The organism is Streptomyces sp. NBC_01481, assembly GCF_026339995.1.
In the GTDB taxonomy this organism is placed as follows: Bacteria; Actinomycetota; Actinomycetes; order Streptomycetales; family Streptomycetaceae; genus Streptomyces.
The window spans coordinates 932,219-949,006 of the sequence record NZ_JAPEPT010000002.1; the positions used below are offsets into that span (position 1 = coordinate 932,219).

Here is a 16,788-nt window from a genome sequence, read left to right on the forward strand (position 1 = left end):
TTCGGTGACTCCCGTCACACTGCACGCCTCTTGCCAAAGACGAGCGTGCCGCGCGCGAACTCGCGTGCCAGGGCGTGTTGGTCACTCCGGGGCGGAACCTTCGGCCTCGGGCTGGGGGGTGTCCGCGGAGGGTTCCATGGCGAGCCTCAGGAGGCGATGACAGATCGGGCAGTGCCGAGTGCGGTGCCGATAGCCGGACGCGGCCTTCAGATGGGCGCGCAGAAGCGCCTTGGTCTCGTGCTGCCTCGCTGCGGACGCCGCCATGCACGTCACCTCCGGTGTGTGCCGTCCTCTATGCACTGGGTACCGGTGGCAGATGACGGCGTCAAGACGACGGGGGCACGGCTGGGGCGGGTGTGACGCGAGCGCCACGTGAGTCGGCCGGAGCGGCTGTCGGGGCCGCTGCGCGGGCTTTTCCCCCACCCCGCCCTCCCCCAGACTCCGTCCGGGGGGACCCCCAACCTCCCCGCTCCTCAAACTCCCCCAGACTTCGTCCGGGGGGACCCCCACGGGGCTGAATTATTCAGCCCGTCCGGCGTTTGAGGACATGCGGCCGAAGGTCGCATACGGGGTCCGGGGCGAAGCCCCGTCGGGGTCCGGGGGCTTGCCCCGGTTACGGGAAGGGGCGGGGTGGGGGAAATCCCCCGGACACGACGAAGGCCCGCACCGAACGGCGCGGGCCTTCATCTCACTGCGGTCCTGACGGGATTTGAACCCGCGGCCTCCACCTTGACAGGGTGGCGAGCACTCCAAACTGCTCCACAGGACCAGGTTTCGCAGCCGGTGCCACGCGGCGGAGCCGCAAATTGCTGCTGTCGTTGGCTGCGAGAGAGACTGTACAGCAGCTCAGTGGGTGCGGTCGAACTCGATGCAAGCCGCCCCGCCGCGTCACGGCGCCGCCGCGTCGATCGCCTTGACGATGCGCTTGTCGGAGACCGGATACGCCGTGCCCAGCGCGTGCGCGAAGTAGCTGACCCGCAGCTCCTCGATCATCCAGCGGATGTCCAGGACCTCCTGCGGGACCGGCCGGCCCTGCGGCATCTGCTCCAGCAGCCAGGCGTACTCGTCCTGCATCTCGTGGACCTTCTCCATGCGCGTCGTGTCCCGCTGGACGGCCGTCGGCATCTGCTGGAGGCGGCGGTCCACGGCCACCAGATAGCGCATCAGGTCCGGCAGCCTGCGCAGGCCGGTCCTGGTGACGAAACCGGCCGGCATGAGGGCCGCCAGCTGTTCGCGGACGTCCTGGACGTTGTTGACCAGCGTCAGGCTGTTCGTCGCCTTCAGGCGGCGCTCACAGGCCTGCCAGGCGGCCAGGATCTGCTGGACCTGTCCTACGGTCCGTACGGTCGCGTCGACGAGATCGGCACGCACCTTGTCGTACAGCTTGCGGTACGACTCCTCGTCCCAGGCCGGCCCGCCATGGTCGGCGATCAGCTTGTCCGCCGCGGCCATCGCGCAGTCGTCGAAGAGCGCCTGGATCGAGCCGTGCGGATTGCGTGACAGCGCCAGCTTCTGCTGGTTGGTCAGCTTGTCGGAGGCGAACTTGGCAGGGTTCACGGGGATGTTGAGCAGGATCAGCTTCCGCGTGCCCTGCCACATCGCCTGCTTCTGCTCCGCCTCGGTGTCGAAGAGGCGTACGGAGACGCTCTCGCCGGCATCGACCAAGGCCGGGTAGGCCTTGACCGGTTGTCCGGCGCGACGGGTCTCGAAGACGTGGCTGAGCGTGCCGATCGTCCAGTCGGTGAGGCCCGAGCGTTCGATGGACTCACCCGAGGGGCCCGCGGTCGCCGCCGCGGCCTGGGACAGGGCCTGGCGTGCCTTCGGCTTCAGCTGGAGCTTCAGGGCGTCCAGGTCCTTGCTCTCGGCGAGCTTCTTGCGGCGCTCGTCGATGATCCGGAACGTGATCTTCAGGTGGTCCGGCATCCGGGTCGGATCGAAGTCGTCCGCCGTGACGGGCACGCCGACCATGCGCTGCAGCTCACGCGCCAGCGTGGTGGGCAGCGGCTCCTGGAGCGGTACGGAGCGCTCCAGGAAGGCCTTCGCGTAGTTCGGCGCCGGGACGTAGTGCCGCCGGATCGGCTTCGGCAGGGAGCGGATCAGCTCCATGACGACGTCCTCGCGCAGCCCCGGGATCTGCCAGTCGAAGCCTTCGCTCGTGACCTGGTTCAGCACGTGGAGCGGGACATGGACGGTCACACCGTCCGCGTCCGCGCCCGGCTCGAACTGGTAGGTCACCCGGAACTTCAGCGGACCCTGGCGCCAGGAGTCGGGATAGTCGTCCTTGGTGACCTGCCCGGCCTTCTCGGTCATGAGCATCTCGCGCTCGAAGTCGAGGAGTTCGGGCTCGTCCTGGCGCTTGTGCTTCCACCAGGAGTCGAAGTGCGCGCCGGAGACGACATGTTCGGGCACGCGCTGGTCGTAGAAGTCGAAGAGCGTCTCGTCGTCCACCAGGATGTCGCGGCGGCGGGCGCGGTGCTCCAACTCCTCGACCTCGGTGAGGAGTTTGCGGTTGTCGGCGAAGAACTTGTGGTGCGTACGCCAGTCGCCCTCGACCAGCGCGTTGCGGATGAAGAGATCGCGCGAGGTCTCGGGGTCGATGCGCCCGTAGTTCACCTTGCGCTGGGCGACGATCGGCACGCCGTACAGCGTGACCCGCTCGTACGCCATCACTGCGGCCGCGTCCTTCTCCCAGTGCGGCTCGCTGTAGGTGCGCTTGATCAGATGCTGCGCGAGCGGCTCGATCCACTCGGGCTCCACCCTGGCGTTGACCCGGGCCCACAGCCGGGAGGTCTCGACGAGCTCGGCCGACATGATGAAGCGCGGGGGCTTCTTGAAGAGCGCCGAGCCGGGGAAGACGGCGAACTTGGCGCTGCGTGCGCCCAGATACTCGTTCTTGTCGGTGTCCTTCAGCCCGATGTGCGAGAGCAGACCGGCCAGCAGAGAGGTGTGGACGGACTGCTCGGGCGCGTCCTCCTCGTTGAGGTGGATGCCCATCTGCTTGGCGACGGTACGCAGCTGTGCGTAGATGTCCTGCCACTCGCGGATGCGCAGGAAGTTCAGATACTCCTGCTTGCACATCCGGCGGAAGCTGGAGGAGCCGCGCTCCTTCTGCTGCTCGCGGATGTAGCGCCAGAGGTTGAGGTAGGCGAGGAAGTCGGAGGTCTCGTCCTTGAACCGGGCGTGCTGCTGGTCGGCCTGCGTCTGCTTCTCGGCGGGACGCTCGCGCGGGTCCTGGATGGAGAGCGCGGCCGCGATCACCATGACCTCGCGTACGCAGCCGTTCTTGTCGGCCTCGATGACCATGCGGGCCAGGCGCGGGTCGACCGGGAGCTGGGAGAGCTTGCGGCCGAGCTGGGTGAGCTTCTTCTTGGGGTCCTTCTGCGCCGGGTCGAACGCGCCCAGTTCCTGGAGGAGTTGGACACCGTCGCGGATGTTGCGGTGGTCCGGCGGGTCGATGAAGGGGAACTTCTCGATGTCGCCGAGGCCGGCCGCGGTCATCTGGAGGATGACGGACGCCAGGTTCGTACGCAGGATCTCGGGGTCCGTGTACTCCGGGCGGGACAGGAAGTCGTCCTCGTCGTACAGCCGGATGCAGATGCCGTCCGACGTACGGCCGCAGCGGCCCTTGCGCTGATTGGCGCTGGCCTGGCTGATCCGCTCGATGGGCAGACGCTGGACCTTGGTGCGGTGGCTGTAGCGGGAGATACGGGCGGTGCCCGGATCGATCACGAACTTGATGCCCGGGACCGTGAGGGAGGTCTCGGCGACGTTCGTCGCGAGAACGATCCTGCGCCCGGTGTGCGGCTGGAAGACCCGGTGCTGCTCGGCGTGCGAAAGGCGCGCGTACAGCGGGAGCACCTCGGTGAAGCGGTACTGCTTCTTGTTGAGCGCGTCCGCGGTGTCGCGGATCTCGCGCTCGCCGGAGAGGAAGACGAGGACGTCTCCCATGCCCTCGCCGTGGAGTTCCTCGACGGCGTCGCAGATCGCGGTGATCTGGTCGCGGTCGGATTCCTCGCTCTCGTCCTCCAGGAGGGGCCGGTAGCGGACCTCGACGGGGTACGTACGGCCGCTGACCTCGACGATCGGGGCCTGTGAGAAGTGGCGGGAGAAACGCTCCGGGTCGATCGTCGCGGAGGTGATGATCACCTTGAGGTCGGGGCGCTTGGGCAGCAGCTGGGCGAGATAGCCGAGCAGGAAGTCGATGTTGAGAGACCGCTCGTGGGCCTCGTCGATGATGATCGTGTCGTACGCGCGCAGCTCGCGGTCCGTCTGGATCTCGGCGAGCAGGATGCCGTCCGTCATCAGCTTGACGAAGGTGTCGCCGCCGACCTGGTCGGTGAACCGGACCTTCCAGCCGACCGCCTCGCCCAGGGGGGTGCGCAGCTCCTCGGCGACCCGCTCGGCGACCGTGCGGGCGGCGATCCTCCGCGGCTGCGTATGGCCGATCATGCCGCGTACGCCCCGGCCCAGCTCCAGACAGATCTTCGGGATCTGCGTCGTCTTTCCCGAGCCGGTCTCGCCCGCGACGATCACGACCTGGTGGTCCCGTATCGCCTCCAGGATCACGTCCTTCTTCTGGCTGACCGGAAGCTGCTCGGGGTAGGTGACCTCGGGGACCCGGGTGGCGCGCAGGGCCGTGCGGGCGGAGGACCGCTCGGCTTCGGTGGCGATCTCGTCCAGCACGGCCTGCCGCGCCTCGGGCTTACGGATGCGGCGGGCGCCTTCGAGACGACGGCCGAGCCGGTGGGCGTCGCGGAGTGACGCCCCGGCCAGCAGGGTCTGAAGGTCTGCGAAGGAAGTAGACATACGGAGACCAGGATCGCACCCCCGGGAAAGCGCTGGCGAACGCATTTCCCCCACGAGCCGGTGCAGAACGGAGCAGATCCGTCCAGATCCGAAACCAGGGGAGCATGTCCATGCCGATCGCCGGCGCCGACGGGAGCGGGCGCAGAAGCCGAAGGGCCCGGTCCGTCGGGGACCGGGCCTTTCGGGATCAGGTACCGAGCGCGGGAATGTCCCGATCGCTCAGCACGCCGGAGAAGGCTTGGATCTCATCGACGGCGCCGTGCAGATACTCGCCCCAGCCGTCACCCACGGTGGTCCGTCCGACCTGCAGACCGCCGGTGCTCTTCCAGGCACTACGGAAGGTCGCCGTCGCATCGGCGTTCGTGTACCCGTCCAGGTAGAGACGGACCTGGTCGGTGGCGTCGTCGTAGACGATCGCCAGCCGCTGCCCCGGTCCTTCGCCACCGTCCGGCGACGCGATCGAGGCGACGACGGTCTCCGGTGCATCGGGCGCGTCCGCGTGCGTCATGACCAGCTGCCAGCGGTACTCGGCAGGCACGTACCGCAGCTTGAAAGCATTGGCATGCTGACCGGCCTGCGAGAGTACGGTCATCGGCCCGGCAGGTTCCCGGTCGGTGAGGCGCACCCGTACGGCGAGGGTGAAGCTGTCGCTCGTGTCGACGACGGGGTTCTTGGTGGCGGCGTACCCGTCGTTTCCGTCGAGCTCCAGATGCCCCTTGCCGTTCAGCGGCGACGGCGCGGGTACGCAGTCCGGGTCCAGCAGATCGCACTCCTGCGCCTCGGTGAAGATGGACGAGCCACCGCCGAGCCGCAGCTCCTGCCCGCCTTGCTCCTCCGGGGACGCGCCATCCGTGGCCGATTCCAGAGACCAGTGGCCGGTGGACTGGGCAGCACGACCGGCCAGCCGCGTCAGTTCTTCCGGCACGACGACCCGGTCGTACACCCGCACGTCCCCGATTTCGCCCTGCCAGCGGTTGCGGTAGCCGTCCTTCCCGCGCGCTCGCCCGATCTGCAGGTTCCCGTTCTCGGCCCAGGGGGTGGCCTTGGCGGCCGTGCCGGTCTCGTGGCCGTTGACGTAGAGCCGTGCGGTGCCGGTCTCGGCGTCGTACAGCCCGAGGACATACGCCCATTCACCGGCCTCGGGCGCGCCGCCGCTGATCTTCGTACCGCCGATCTCGAATGACCAGACCGGGGCGCCAGCGGGCGTACGAAGGCCGAGGGTGAAGCCTGGACCCGTCGTCCCGGCGTCCTGGCTGACCACGGGCATGGCGAGGTCGGTCCGCTCGGGACGAACCCAGCCGCCGACACCGAAGGTCTTTCCGGGCGGGACGACGGTGGCGTTCGGGGTCAGGAAGCCGCGACTCGAGCCGTCGAGCCTGGCGGTGCTTGTCAGCCCGGTGCCACTGGGCGCGGCGGAGCCGAAGGCGACTCCCGTCCCAGCCCGCGCTGCGGGGCCGCTCTCCGCCGCGGCGGTACGGGAGCCGGTCGCGTCGGCGAGCTTCCACCGCGCGACAGGGGCACGCCCGTTGTTCACGAGGAAGGTGTAGGTGGTCGGCCCGGCCCGGCGACCGGACCGGTCAACTGGATACACCTCGAGCCGGTCAGGGCCCGACCGCAGGGGGAGGTGCCTGATGGTCACCGGCCCACCAGGAGTGTCGGGCTTGGCTGAGTCGTAAGGACCGCCCAGGAAGCCGTACTTGTACTCGACGACATCGTCGGAGGGGGAGTCCACGTGGAAACTGCCGTAGACGCCTACGCCGTCCCTCCAGACCTCGGCCGGATAGTCGGTCGACGTCACGGTGGCAGGGAGGGGGCTCTCGTTGTCGAACACGAACCGGCAGGGCGCACCCTCGCCGTCGGAGCTCCAGGGCGACCAAGCTGTGCCGTCGGAAGCACGCACTCGCCACGAGATCGGTGTGTCCGCCGGAATGTCGCTGGGTACTTGCCACCGTTGCACGCTGCCGGAGAGCGACTGGTAGCTGGGTGAGAACGACCTGCGCTGCTCCTCCCCCTGAGCGTCCTGCCACCACATCTCGAATTCGGCCGTGAGCATGACTGCGACGGGCGGAACGGCGTCAGGATCGCGCAGCACGGCCGTGAGAACGGGCGGTTGGCCCACGTACTGCGCGTCGGCACCGGTGGCGCAGGCCTTGAAGTCGGTCTTGAGCTCGCTGATCAGCGGCTGCGAAGGTGGTTGATTGTCCGCGGCAGCCGCCGTCCCCGGCCCGGCCATGATCCCCAGAGTCGAGACGGCCACCGCCGCCATCGCTCTGCCCCGCATTCGTCTTCCCAAGATGTGCCCCTCCCCTATGGCGCCCGCCCGGTGGCGGGCCGCAGGAGCGTAACAAGGGTCACTGACAGAGCAGAGTGAGTTTCCGCAGCTCCCGGCACACGGAGAAAGCCCCGGTCCGCACAGGATCGGGGCTTTCGGGTTGTGGCTGGGGCCGGGGTCGAACCGGCGACCTATCGCTTTTCAGGCGATCGCTCGTACCAACTGAGCTACCCAGCCACGCAGCTCTTACGAGCCGCAGCGGTCCTGACGGGATTTGAACCCGCGGCCTCCACCTTGACAGGGTGGCGAGCACTCCAAGCTGCTCCACAGGACCAAGCAATGTGCGAGCACGAGTCTCGCACACAGTAATGCGTGCCCCCAACGGGATTCGAACCCGTGCTACCGCCTTGAAAGGGCGGCGTCCTGGGCCACTAGACGATGAGGGCTAAGGGCCCACCTGGGCGCTTTGCAGCGCGTCGGGGACGTGAGAAGCATATGGGATGCGGGGAGCTATCGCCAAAACGGTTTACGGCGGCCGGCCCGCGGCGGAGCCGCCGGTGTCAGCGTCTCCCCGGGGACAACGCCGTCGGGGACGGCGAGGAGACGCTCGGGGATGGGGTCGCGCCCGGGTGGTTCTCCTCCGGGAGATGGCGGCTGACCTCGGCCGTCGCCAGGCCCAGGCCGCCCAGCGTGATCTCGTCCCACGCCTGCAGCCGTCTCGTCGTACGGTCCACATAGAGGACAGACGCGCGCACCTTCTCCGGCTCCCGGTTCTGTACGGCGCGCAGACCGCCACCGCCCGTCGAGCCCTCGATCTTCAGGCGGGTGCCGTGCGGGAGCACCTCCGTCTCGCGGTGGTGGACATGGCCTGCCAGCGCCAGCGGGACCACGCCGTCGGTCTCGCGGGCGGCGACCGGGTTGTGGGTGACCGCGATGTCGACGGGGGTGCCCGCGCGGGACTGGTCGCGCAGGGCGGACGCCAGGCGAATGCCCGCCATCCGTTCGGCCGGGTCGCCCTCGGCGACGATCGAGCGGTCCGGGGTGAACTGGGGGTCGCCGATGCCCGCGATGCGCAGGCCCGCGACCGTGACAGCGCGGCCGTCGTCGAGGACGTGCACGTTCTTCAGGTGGGAGAGATACGTCTGCGTGGTGTTGGAGTCGTGGTTGCCGCGGACCCAGACATAGGGCGCGCCGAGATCAGGAATCGGGTCGAGAAAGCCGTTCTCGGCGGCGGTGCCGTGGTCCATGGTGTCGCCGGAATCGATGATCACGTCGATGCCGTACTGCTCGACGAGCGAGCCGATGATGTGCCACGCCGCCGGGTTGAGGTGGATGTCGGAGACGTGCAGCACCCGCATCGTGCTGGGATCCGGCTGGTAGGCCGGCAGGGTGGAGGTCGCGTCGTACAGCTTGGTGACATTGGTGACCAGGCGCGCCAACTCCTGCTGGTAGACGTCGAATTCCGTGACGATGGAGCGTGCGTTGCCGACGACGGAGGGGGCGCTGGACAGGAGCCCGGAGAACTTCGGCTCCAGGACGGACTTCGGGTTCCAGGTGGCGTACGCGCAGACGCCGGACCCGGCCAGCAGGGCGAGCGCGAGGCCGCCGGCGGTGAGGGCGCGGCGCGGGCGGCGGTAGACCGCGAGGCCCAGTGCGGTCGCGCCGGAGACGGCAGCGACACAGGAGCGGACGGCCAGCTCGGTGGTGCCGTCGGTCACGTCGTGGACGACCTCGTCCTGGAGGCCGGAGAGGCGTTCGGGGTGTTCGACAAGAGCCTGGGAGCGGAGCGGATCGAGCTGGTCGACATCGACGTCGAGGCGGACGGGGGCGACATGCGAGTCGAGCTCCAGTGCCCCCAGCGGCGAGACGTTGATCTTCGTACCGCCGGAGAAGGACGGGCGCAGGGTCATGGTCGTGTCCATCGGGCCGACCGGTGTGCGGACGCTGCCGACGATCAGGAGCCCGAGCCAGGCGCCGAGGAGGACCACGGCGGTGAGGCCGAGGGCACGGGTCCAGGGGTGCGGGCTGGGGACCAGGGTGCTGGTGGGTCCGGTGTTGCGTGAGCGGTAGAGGCGCTGGAGCCGGGTGTGCGGTGTGCGGATCGAGGTGAGCGCTGCGCGGATCGATCGGGTCGGTTCCGGGGCTTCGCGGGCCATTGGTCCCGTATGCCCAGTCCGGCGGGCGGCCATGCCGGGGCGACCGCCCGGTCGGCGTACGTGACAATGGCCACGTGCTGGAGATGACGCGCGAGGAGTTCGAGGAACTGGTCGCCGAGGCCCTGGACAGGATCCCGCCGGAGCTGACACGGCTGATGGACAACGTCGCGGTGTTCGTCGAGGACGAGCCCGCCGCCGACGACCCCGAGCTGCTCGGGCTCTACGAAGGGACTCCGCTCACCGACCGCGGCGAGTGGTACGCGGGCGTGCTGCCGGACCGGATCACCATCTACCGCGGGCCGACGCTGCGGATCTGCGAGAGCCGCGAGGACGTGGTCGAGGAGACGGAGATCACCGTCGTGCACGAGATCGCCCATCACTTCGGGATCGATGACGAGCGGCTTCACGCGCTGGGCTACGGATGAGCCACCCGGACCACTCGCACCGCCCGTCCTCCGAGGCCGTCGATCCGGATGTCGATCTCCATGTGCCCGCGCAGCGAGACGGGGCCGCGGGCAGGCGCACGTGGCCGGTGCTCGCCGTCATCTCGGCGGGCGGCATGACGGGATCGCTGGCGCGGTACGGGGCAACTCTGCTGTGGCCGGCGGCGCCGGGCGCGTTCCCGTGGACCGTCTTCTGGGTGAACGTGTTGGGCTGCGCGCTGATCGGAGTGCTGATGGTCCTGGTCGGCCGTGGTGGCAGGCCAGCGCATCCGCTGGTGCGGCCGTTCCTCGGCGTGGGCGTACTCGGCGGCTTCACCACCTTCTCGGCGTACGCGCTGGACCTCTTCAAGCTCCTCGAACGCGACGAGGTGGGCATGGCGTTCGCCTACGCGGCGGGGACGGTCGTGGGGGCTCTGGGCGCGGTGTGGCTGGGGGCCTCGGCGACGCGGGCGGTCGTGGCGCGGACGGTCGCCAAGTGAACTGGTGCTCCACGTATTCGTACGAGATGCCGCGCCGGGCCGAGGGCGGCCGGACGCTTCCGGCGGCCGCGAATACGGGTGCGTCGCTGCTGGTGGGGCTCGGATCGGTGTCCCTGGGCGCGGAGTTGACGCGCGGGCCGGTGGCCCAGGTGGGCGCCTGGGGGGTGTCGGCCTTGTAGCGCGGGGCGTGTCCCTTGTGGGGCACGGGGAGTTGGGCAGTGAGACCCGTCTCGTTTCCCGTGCTCCGGAGGTGCTGCTCGTGCGCCAGTTGTCCGCCCCAGGCCGTTTGGCTGTGTGGATCGCCACTTCGCTGGCGCTCGCAGCCTCGGCAGGCTGTATGAGCGTGAGCGACGACGAGGGCGGGAAGCCGGTGCCCCGTTCGACCGCGGACCGGAACGGGACGGTGGCCGATTCGGACGGCGGGCACGTCGCGCCGGGCGGGCGGCATGCCGACGGCGGCCGCGACGGCTCGGACGCGCCCGGCGGCAAGGACGCGGACGGCAAGGGGGCATCGCCGAAGCCGAGCGCCTCGGTGGGGCCCGCGGCGAAGCCGACGCGGGGCGGGCCCGGGCCCAAGCCGCCGGGGCTGCCGCAGCCGACGCGCGGCGGGATGTCCCCTTCCGAACCGCCGTCGCCGCCGCAGCCGTCGCCGTCCGAGCCGCCACCGGAGAGCCCCACGCCGCCGCCGAGCGAGCCCACCGACCCGCCCTCGGCGTCGTCGGCGCCGGAGGTGCGCGCGGGGGCGATGCGGGCGGCCGAGAGGTGGCGGATGCGGGGCGAACCGACGGCGTCTCCGCAGGTGGGACCCATGTAGGGCGCGTCCGGATGTCTGTGTAACCGGAGTCACTCGGACGCGGTTTGCCATTTGTGGGGGAGGGTGCGTATGGTTATAGATCGTTTGATCCCATTGCCCGGCGCCGAAAAAGAAGAGCGCCGCGTGGCGCGTACTCTCCCTTGCCGTGGCTGACCGCATTGAGGCGGTCGAATTTGCGATTCACGGAGTTTGGGCGCGTGCCGAGACTCCGGAAGGTTTCGCATTTCGCATGTCCACTTTCAGTACTGATCACGCCGTCATGCCCGAGAACGACCAGGCCGTGGCGGCTTCCGCTGCCGAGGCCGTAGACGCCCCCGACGCCGTAGAGGCCGTCGAGTCCGACGCGGTCGCCGACACCGACACCGACACCGAGGCCGCCGAGCCGACCGTCACCTTCGCCGAGCTGGGCCTGCCCGAGGGCGTCGTCCGCAAGCTCGCGCAGAACGGTGTGACCGTCCCCTTCCCGATCCAGGCCGCGACCATCCCGGACGCCCTGGCCGGCAAGGACATCCTCGGCCGCGGCCGCACCGGCTCCGGCAAGACCCTCTCCTTCGGCCTGCCGACCCTGGCCACGCTGGCCGGCGGCCACACCGAGAAGAAGAAGCCCCGCGCCGTCATCCTCACCCCGACCCGTGAGCTCGCGATGCAGGTCGCGGACGCGCTGCAGCCGTACGGCGACGTACTCGGCCTCAAGATGAAGGTCGTCTGCGGCGGTACGTCCATGGGCAACCAGATCTACGCGCTCGAGCGCGGCGTCGACGTCCTCGTCGCCACCCCGGGCCGACTGCGCGACATCATCAACCGTGGCGCCTGCTCGCTCGAGAACGTCCAGGTCGCCGTCCTCGACGAGGCCGACCAGATGTCCGACCTGGGCTTCCTGCCCGAGGTCACCGAGCTGTTCGACCAGATCCCGGCCGGCGGCCAGCGGATGCTCTTCTCCGCCACCATGGAGAACGAGATCGGCACGCTGGTGCGCCGCTACCTCGTCGACCCGGTCAGCCACGAGGTCGACAGCGCCCAGGGCAACGTCACGACCATGACGCACCACGTGCTCGTCGTGAAGCCGAAGGACAAGGCGCCGGTCACCTCGGCGATCGCCGCCCGCAAGGGCCGCACCATCATCTTCGTCCGCACCCAGCTGGGCGCGGACCGTATCGCCGAGCAGCTGCAGGACTCGGGCGTCAAGGCCGACGCACTGCACGGCGGCATGACGCAGGGCGCCCGTACGCGCGTCCTCGACGACTTCAAGAAGGGCTACGTCAACGCGCTCGTCGCGACCGACGTCGCCGCCCGCGGTATCCACGTCGACGGCATCGACCTGGTCCTGAACGTGGACCCGGCCGGCGACCACAAGGACTACCTGCACCGCTCGGGCCGTACCGCCCGCGCAGGCAAGTCCGGCACGGTCGTGTCGCTGTCCCTGCCGCACCAGCGCCGCCAGATCTTCCGTCTGATGGAGGACGCGGGCGTCGACGCCTCGCGTCACATCGTCGCCGGTGCCGGCGCGTTCGACCCGGAGGTCGCCGAGATCACCGGCGCCCGTTCGCTGACCGAGGTCCAGGCCGACTCCGCGAACAACGCCGCCAAGCAGGCGGAGCGCGAGGTCGTCGACCTGACCAAGCAGCTGGAGCGCGTGCAGCGCCGTGCGGCCGAACTCCGCGAGGAGGCCGACCGCCTGGTGGCGCGCGCGGCGCGCGAGCGGGGAGACGACCCGGAGACCGCGGTCGCCGAGGTGCAGGCTGTCGCCGAGGCGGAGGTCGCTGCCGAGGTTGCGGCTTCGGTGCCGGAGCAGTCGGCGGAGCGCCGCGATGACCGCCGTGACGAGCGCCGCGACGACCGGGGCAACTTCGAGCGCCGTGGCGGCGAGCGGGGCGGCGACCGTGGTGGTTTCCGTCGTGACAACGACCGTCCGTCGGGCGGCTTCCGTCGCGATGACCGCCGTGACGACCGTGGTGGCCGTTCCTTCGAGCGTCGTGACGACCGTCCGTCCGGTGGTTTCCGGTCCGGCGGCAACGACCGTCCCTCGGGCGGCTTCCGGTCCGGCGGCAACGACCGTCGCGACGACCGTGGTGGCCGTTCCTTCGAGCGTCGTGACGACCGTCCGTCCGGTGGTTTCCGGTCCGGCGGCAACGACCGTCCCTCCGGTGGCTTCCGCTCCGGTGGCGGCGACCGTCCCTCGGGCGGCTTCCGCTCCGGCGGCAACGACCGTCGCGACGACCGTGGCGGCTTCAACCGTGACGACCGTCCGTCCGGTGGCTTCCGCCGCGACGACCGCCCCTCGGGCCACCGCGGCAGCGACCGCCCGTTCAACCGCGACCGCCGCGACGACCGCCCCACGGGCGGCTTCCGCTCCGGTGGCGGCGACCGGCCGTACGGCCGTCGTGACGACCACCGTGGGGGCACCGGCACCGGCACGAACACCGGTTCCTTCGGGCGGCGTGACGACAAGCCGCGCTGGAAGCGCAACGGCTGACGCGTAGTGCACTGAGCAGGGCCCGTACCTCCCACAAGGGGTACGGGCCCTGCTGCGTTGCTGATGGGCCGCTGTTACGATCCGTCCACCTCGCAGTGGGGGGCACTGGAGGCCGGGCCGGGGGGCTCTCGTTCATCTCGACGCGTACGCGGCGTGCCAAGAGCCGCGCCTTGGTGAGCACCACCCCGCAGGCCCGATCCATCCGATCGAGGAGTGCGGATTTCCGTGTACGGCAAGAGACCCTTGCGTGTCATCGCCGCTGCCGTGGTAGTGGCGGCAGCGACAGCCACCGGGCCGGCAGTGTCCACAGCCCAGGCGGCACCCACGGCAGAGGTGGTGATTCCCGCCACGACGAGCGACCTGCCCGTACGCAGCGCGCTGCTCAACACCGGGCCGCGCGGCTATCTGCGCCACGAGGCGGGGCGCGGCACCATCTGGCGGGCGTACGGCGCCGCCACCGACGTCCAGGTCGACAGTGTCCTGGAATACGACGGGGGCAACTTCCAGCGCGGAACGGGCTCCGACGTCGTCGCCCACTACCTGGAGTCGTCGCGGCAGGTCGAACTGCGGGACATGGTCGCGGGAGAGACCTTCACCTTGCCGCTGCCGTTCGGCCACGACTATGTGGGGGCGTTCGGCCGGCACGTGCTCACCTACGACTCGCCCGACGGCGGGGGCATGCGCTTCCATGCGCTCGACATGGAGACGGGGCAGTTGCGTGACCGGCTCGTCGAGGGCGTGCCCGCGGGCGTCCGCTCCTTCGCCGTCCTCCCGGGGGTGGGGGACGCCGACGGACTGCTGATGTCCCTGCCCTCTGCCGGGACCGTGTGGATGGACGTGACCCAGCGGCGCGTCGTACCGATCCTGACCGACACGCAGCTGACGATGAAGCGTTTCGCCCTGACGCGGGACCGGCTGCTGATCTGGTCGAACGACCAGGTGTCGGTCTACTCGCGCAGCGACCTCACCAAGCCGGAGCGCTTGCGGCCGCTCCCCGAGAGCGACGCCGTGCGGCTGCTTGGCATGGTGGGCGGAGAGCTCGTCGTCGCCCGGAACAACCCGGCGCTCGGACGGCCCGACGAGAACCTGCCGGTGTGGCAGCTCGAGGCCCATCCGCTGGACGGGAGTGCCGTACGCACCCTGCTGGCCAGGTCGAGCGGCAGGGCGTCGTTCACCCCCAACGGCGGCCTGCTGGTGCACGGCGGGGCGAGCATCGACCAGTGGGGCGTCCAACTGCTCCAGGCGGACGCGGCGGGGCAGGCCACGGTGTCCCGTGAGACCCCTGTCCAAGTGAAGGCCGTAGCGAACACGATCCACCAAATGTCGTTCCAGCAGGGACGGCTGACGAGCGTGGAGGCCGAAGCGGCGGCCGGCCGGGTCGGCCTCCACACGCGGACCACCGAGCAGTACGACGGCGTGCCGTCCTACGGCGAGCGGAGGAACCGCGGCTGGGTGCCCGACCAGCCCGAGGCCTGCTTCCGCTACGGCTACTGTCCGAAGGTCGAGGAGACCGGGGACGGGCGCATCGCGTACGGCGGGGCCGAACGCATCTGGGGCGATCCCGTCGTGCCGCTGTACCGGTTGGCCGAAGGGGCTCAGCTCCCGGGCACCAAGATCGACACGGGTTCCGGCTATGCAGGCTTCGTCGGCAGCTGGGGCCGCTGGGCCGTGGTCCGTGCGACCGTGGCGGACGGCACGGGCGTCAGCCGGATCATCGACCTCGACACCGGCAAGGTGGCGAGGACGCTCCCGGTCCACCCGCTGTCCCTGTCCGGGACCACCCTGTGGACCTCCCGGTACAACAACGAGGCCGTGGGCTACGACATCAGGACGGGTGTCGAGACGAAGTCGGCGTACCTGCCGGGATGTTTCCTCGACGCGGCCGAGGCGATCGGCCGCTGGCTGCACTGGACCTGCACGGGATCGCGCAACGACGAGGGCGTGTTCGACCTCGAGACCCGCACGAACACCCCGCTCGGCATCGGATACGGGGCCGGGGCCCGGCTCGGCGACGGGTTCATCGTCTACCCGGTCGGCAGCTCCCTGAAGCTGAAGGACCTGCGTGACGGTGGCACGGTGCACACCCTCACCGATGATCGCGTGTCCTACCAGCCGTGGGCGGTCGACCCGGCCACCGGCACCGTCGCCTGGACGGACACCAAAAACGCCGTTCACCTCGTCGGCAGCGGGGTGGCGGTGTCCGCGCCTACGGCCGTCGACTCCGACGTACCCCTGACACAGGCGGTGAACGGGGGCAGTGCGCCGTGGCGGCCGCGCTGGTGGCTCTCATCACCGGCCGCCTCTTGGCAGCTGACGGTCAGGAACGCGTCGACCGGCGCCGTAGTGCGCACACTCGACGGCGGCGACACGGCACGCGGACTCGTCGCCCCGGTCTGGGACGGCAAGGACGCGGCCGGCCGACTGGTCACCAACGGTTCGTACGCCTGGTCGTTCACCGCCGAGCCGGTGAACGGCCAGGCCGGCAGCCTGGCGAAGTCCGGCACGGTGAACGTGACCGGCGCCGCGGCCGTACGCCGTGATCACGCCGGCCCCACGGGCCCGGACGCCGTTGCCGATCTGGTGTCGTTGAGCGCTTCCGGCGCCCTCGCTTTCCGGCACGGCAGCGGAACGGGCGGCCTGGCGGGAGCGACGACGGGCAGTGGCTGGTCCACGTCGGCTGTTGCCGTCCCGTTCGGCGACCTGAACGGTGATCGGTGCAATGACGTGTTGGTGCGGCTCGGGGGCGAGCTGCGGGCGTACCGGCCGGGTTGTGGGAAGGCGCTCACGCCGACGACCGCGTACACGTCGCTGGGCACGGTGTGGGGTCAGTTCAATGTGCTGACTTCGCCGGGTGACCTGACGGGTGACGGTCGTCCCGATCTGATCGCGCGCCAGACGTCGACGGGTGACATCTATCTGTACGCGGACAACGGCGTCGGCAAGCTCGCGTCTCGCGGCCGGATCGGCACCAACTGGAAGGTGTACCGGTCGGTGTTCGGTGCCGGGGACCTCAACGGTGACGGCATCGGGGACCTGCTTGCTGTGGACGGCGCCAATTCGCTGTGGCGGTACGACGGTACGGCGGTGGGCACGGTGAAGCCGCGGGTGTTGGTCTTCGGCAGCAACTGGGCCACGGGCCGCAATGTGTTCGTCGGTGTCGGTGACCTGAACCGTGACGGCAAAGCGGATCTGATCTCGCGGAACGCGGCGGGTGACCTGCTGCGCAACAGCGGGAACGGGGTCGGCTCCTTCGGGTCGACCGTGAAGATCGGCGCCGGATGGCAGGGCTACAAGGGGCTCTTCTAGCTCCGCCGCAGCAACCAGCGTCTTTTGTAAGCATCTTCA

At 69.9% G+C, this 16,788-nt stretch carries 10 protein-coding genes and 4 tRNA genes; 6 read left to right on the forward strand and 8 right to left on the reverse strand.

Annotated features, from left to right (window positions below):
- Positions 1–81: 81 nt before the first annotated feature.
- From OOK40_RS14940 to OOK40_RS14975, 8 genes are all read right to left on the reverse strand, one after another.
- On the reverse strand, positions 82–264 hold the full coding sequence (locus OOK40_RS14940; RefSeq protein WP_266480908.1) for a DUF6274 family protein: 183 nt from the start codon (positions 262–264) through the stop codon (positions 82–84).
- A gap of 430 nt (positions 265–694) precedes the next feature.
- Positions 695–769: transfer RNA gene (locus OOK40_RS14945), tRNA-Asp, on the reverse strand.
- 119 nt (positions 770–888) lie between these two features.
- Complete coding sequence (gene hrpA / locus OOK40_RS14950) at positions 889–4,806, reverse strand: ATP-dependent RNA helicase HrpA (RefSeq protein WP_266480909.1); 3,918 nt, start codon at positions 4,804–4,806, stop codon at positions 889–891.
- A gap of 187 nt (positions 4,807–4,993) precedes the next feature.
- Positions 4,994–7,087, reverse strand: coding sequence for a LamG domain-containing protein (locus OOK40_RS14955; protein WP_266480911.1), 2,094 nt, complete (start codon positions 7,085–7,087; stop codon positions 4,994–4,996).
- A gap of 154 nt (positions 7,088–7,241) precedes the next feature.
- A tRNA-Phe gene (locus OOK40_RS14960) sits at positions 7,242–7,315 on the reverse strand.
- Positions 7,316–7,337: 22 nt separating this feature from the next.
- Positions 7,338–7,412: transfer RNA gene (locus OOK40_RS14965), tRNA-Asp, on the reverse strand.
- 39 nt (positions 7,413–7,451) lie between these two features.
- Positions 7,452–7,524: transfer RNA gene (locus OOK40_RS14970), tRNA-Glu, on the reverse strand.
- Positions 7,525–7,638: 114 nt separating this feature from the next.
- Positions 7,639–9,234, reverse strand: coding sequence for a metallophosphoesterase (locus OOK40_RS14975; RefSeq protein WP_266480912.1), 1,596 nt, complete (start codon positions 9,232–9,234; stop codon positions 7,639–7,641).
- Positions 9,235–9,308: 74 nt separating this feature from the next.
- On the opposite strand from OOK40_RS14975, the gene OOK40_RS14980 reads away from it, so the two are divergent.
- From OOK40_RS14980 to OOK40_RS15005, 6 genes are all read left to right on the forward strand, one after another.
- Positions 9,309–9,659, forward strand: a complete 351-nt coding sequence (locus OOK40_RS14980; protein ID WP_266480914.1) for a metallopeptidase family protein — start codon at positions 9,309–9,311, stop codon at positions 9,657–9,659.
- The gene (locus tag OOK40_RS14985; RefSeq protein WP_266480916.1) at positions 9,656–10,156 is read left to right on the forward strand and encodes a CrcB family protein; all 501 of its coding nucleotides are present in this window, start codon (positions 9,656–9,658) and stop codon (positions 10,154–10,156) included. The genes OOK40_RS14980 and OOK40_RS14985 overlap by 4 nt, the downstream gene beginning before the upstream one ends.
- Entirely contained in the window at positions 10,153–10,335 is a 183-nt protein-coding gene (locus tag OOK40_RS14990; protein WP_266480920.1) for a hypothetical protein, read from the forward strand. Before OOK40_RS14985 ends, OOK40_RS14990 begins: the two co-directional genes overlap by 4 nt.
- Before the next feature lie 158 nt (positions 10,336–10,493).
- Positions 10,494–10,970 (forward strand): hypothetical protein, encoded by a 477-nt coding sequence (locus tag OOK40_RS14995; RefSeq protein WP_266480923.1) that lies wholly within the window; start codon positions 10,494–10,496, stop codon positions 10,968–10,970.
- Between the two features lie 229 nt (positions 10,971–11,199).
- Positions 11,200–13,443: a DEAD/DEAH box helicase gene (locus OOK40_RS15000; RefSeq protein WP_266480925.1), complete on the forward strand. Its 2,244-nt coding sequence runs from the start codon at positions 11,200–11,202 to the stop codon at positions 13,441–13,443.
- 300 nt (positions 13,444–13,743) lie between these two features.
- Complete coding sequence (locus tag OOK40_RS15005) at positions 13,744–16,749, forward strand: FG-GAP-like repeat-containing protein (RefSeq protein WP_266480927.1); 3,006 nt, start codon at positions 13,744–13,746, stop codon at positions 16,747–16,749.
- The last annotated feature ends 39 nt before the right edge of the window (positions 16,750–16,788 follow it).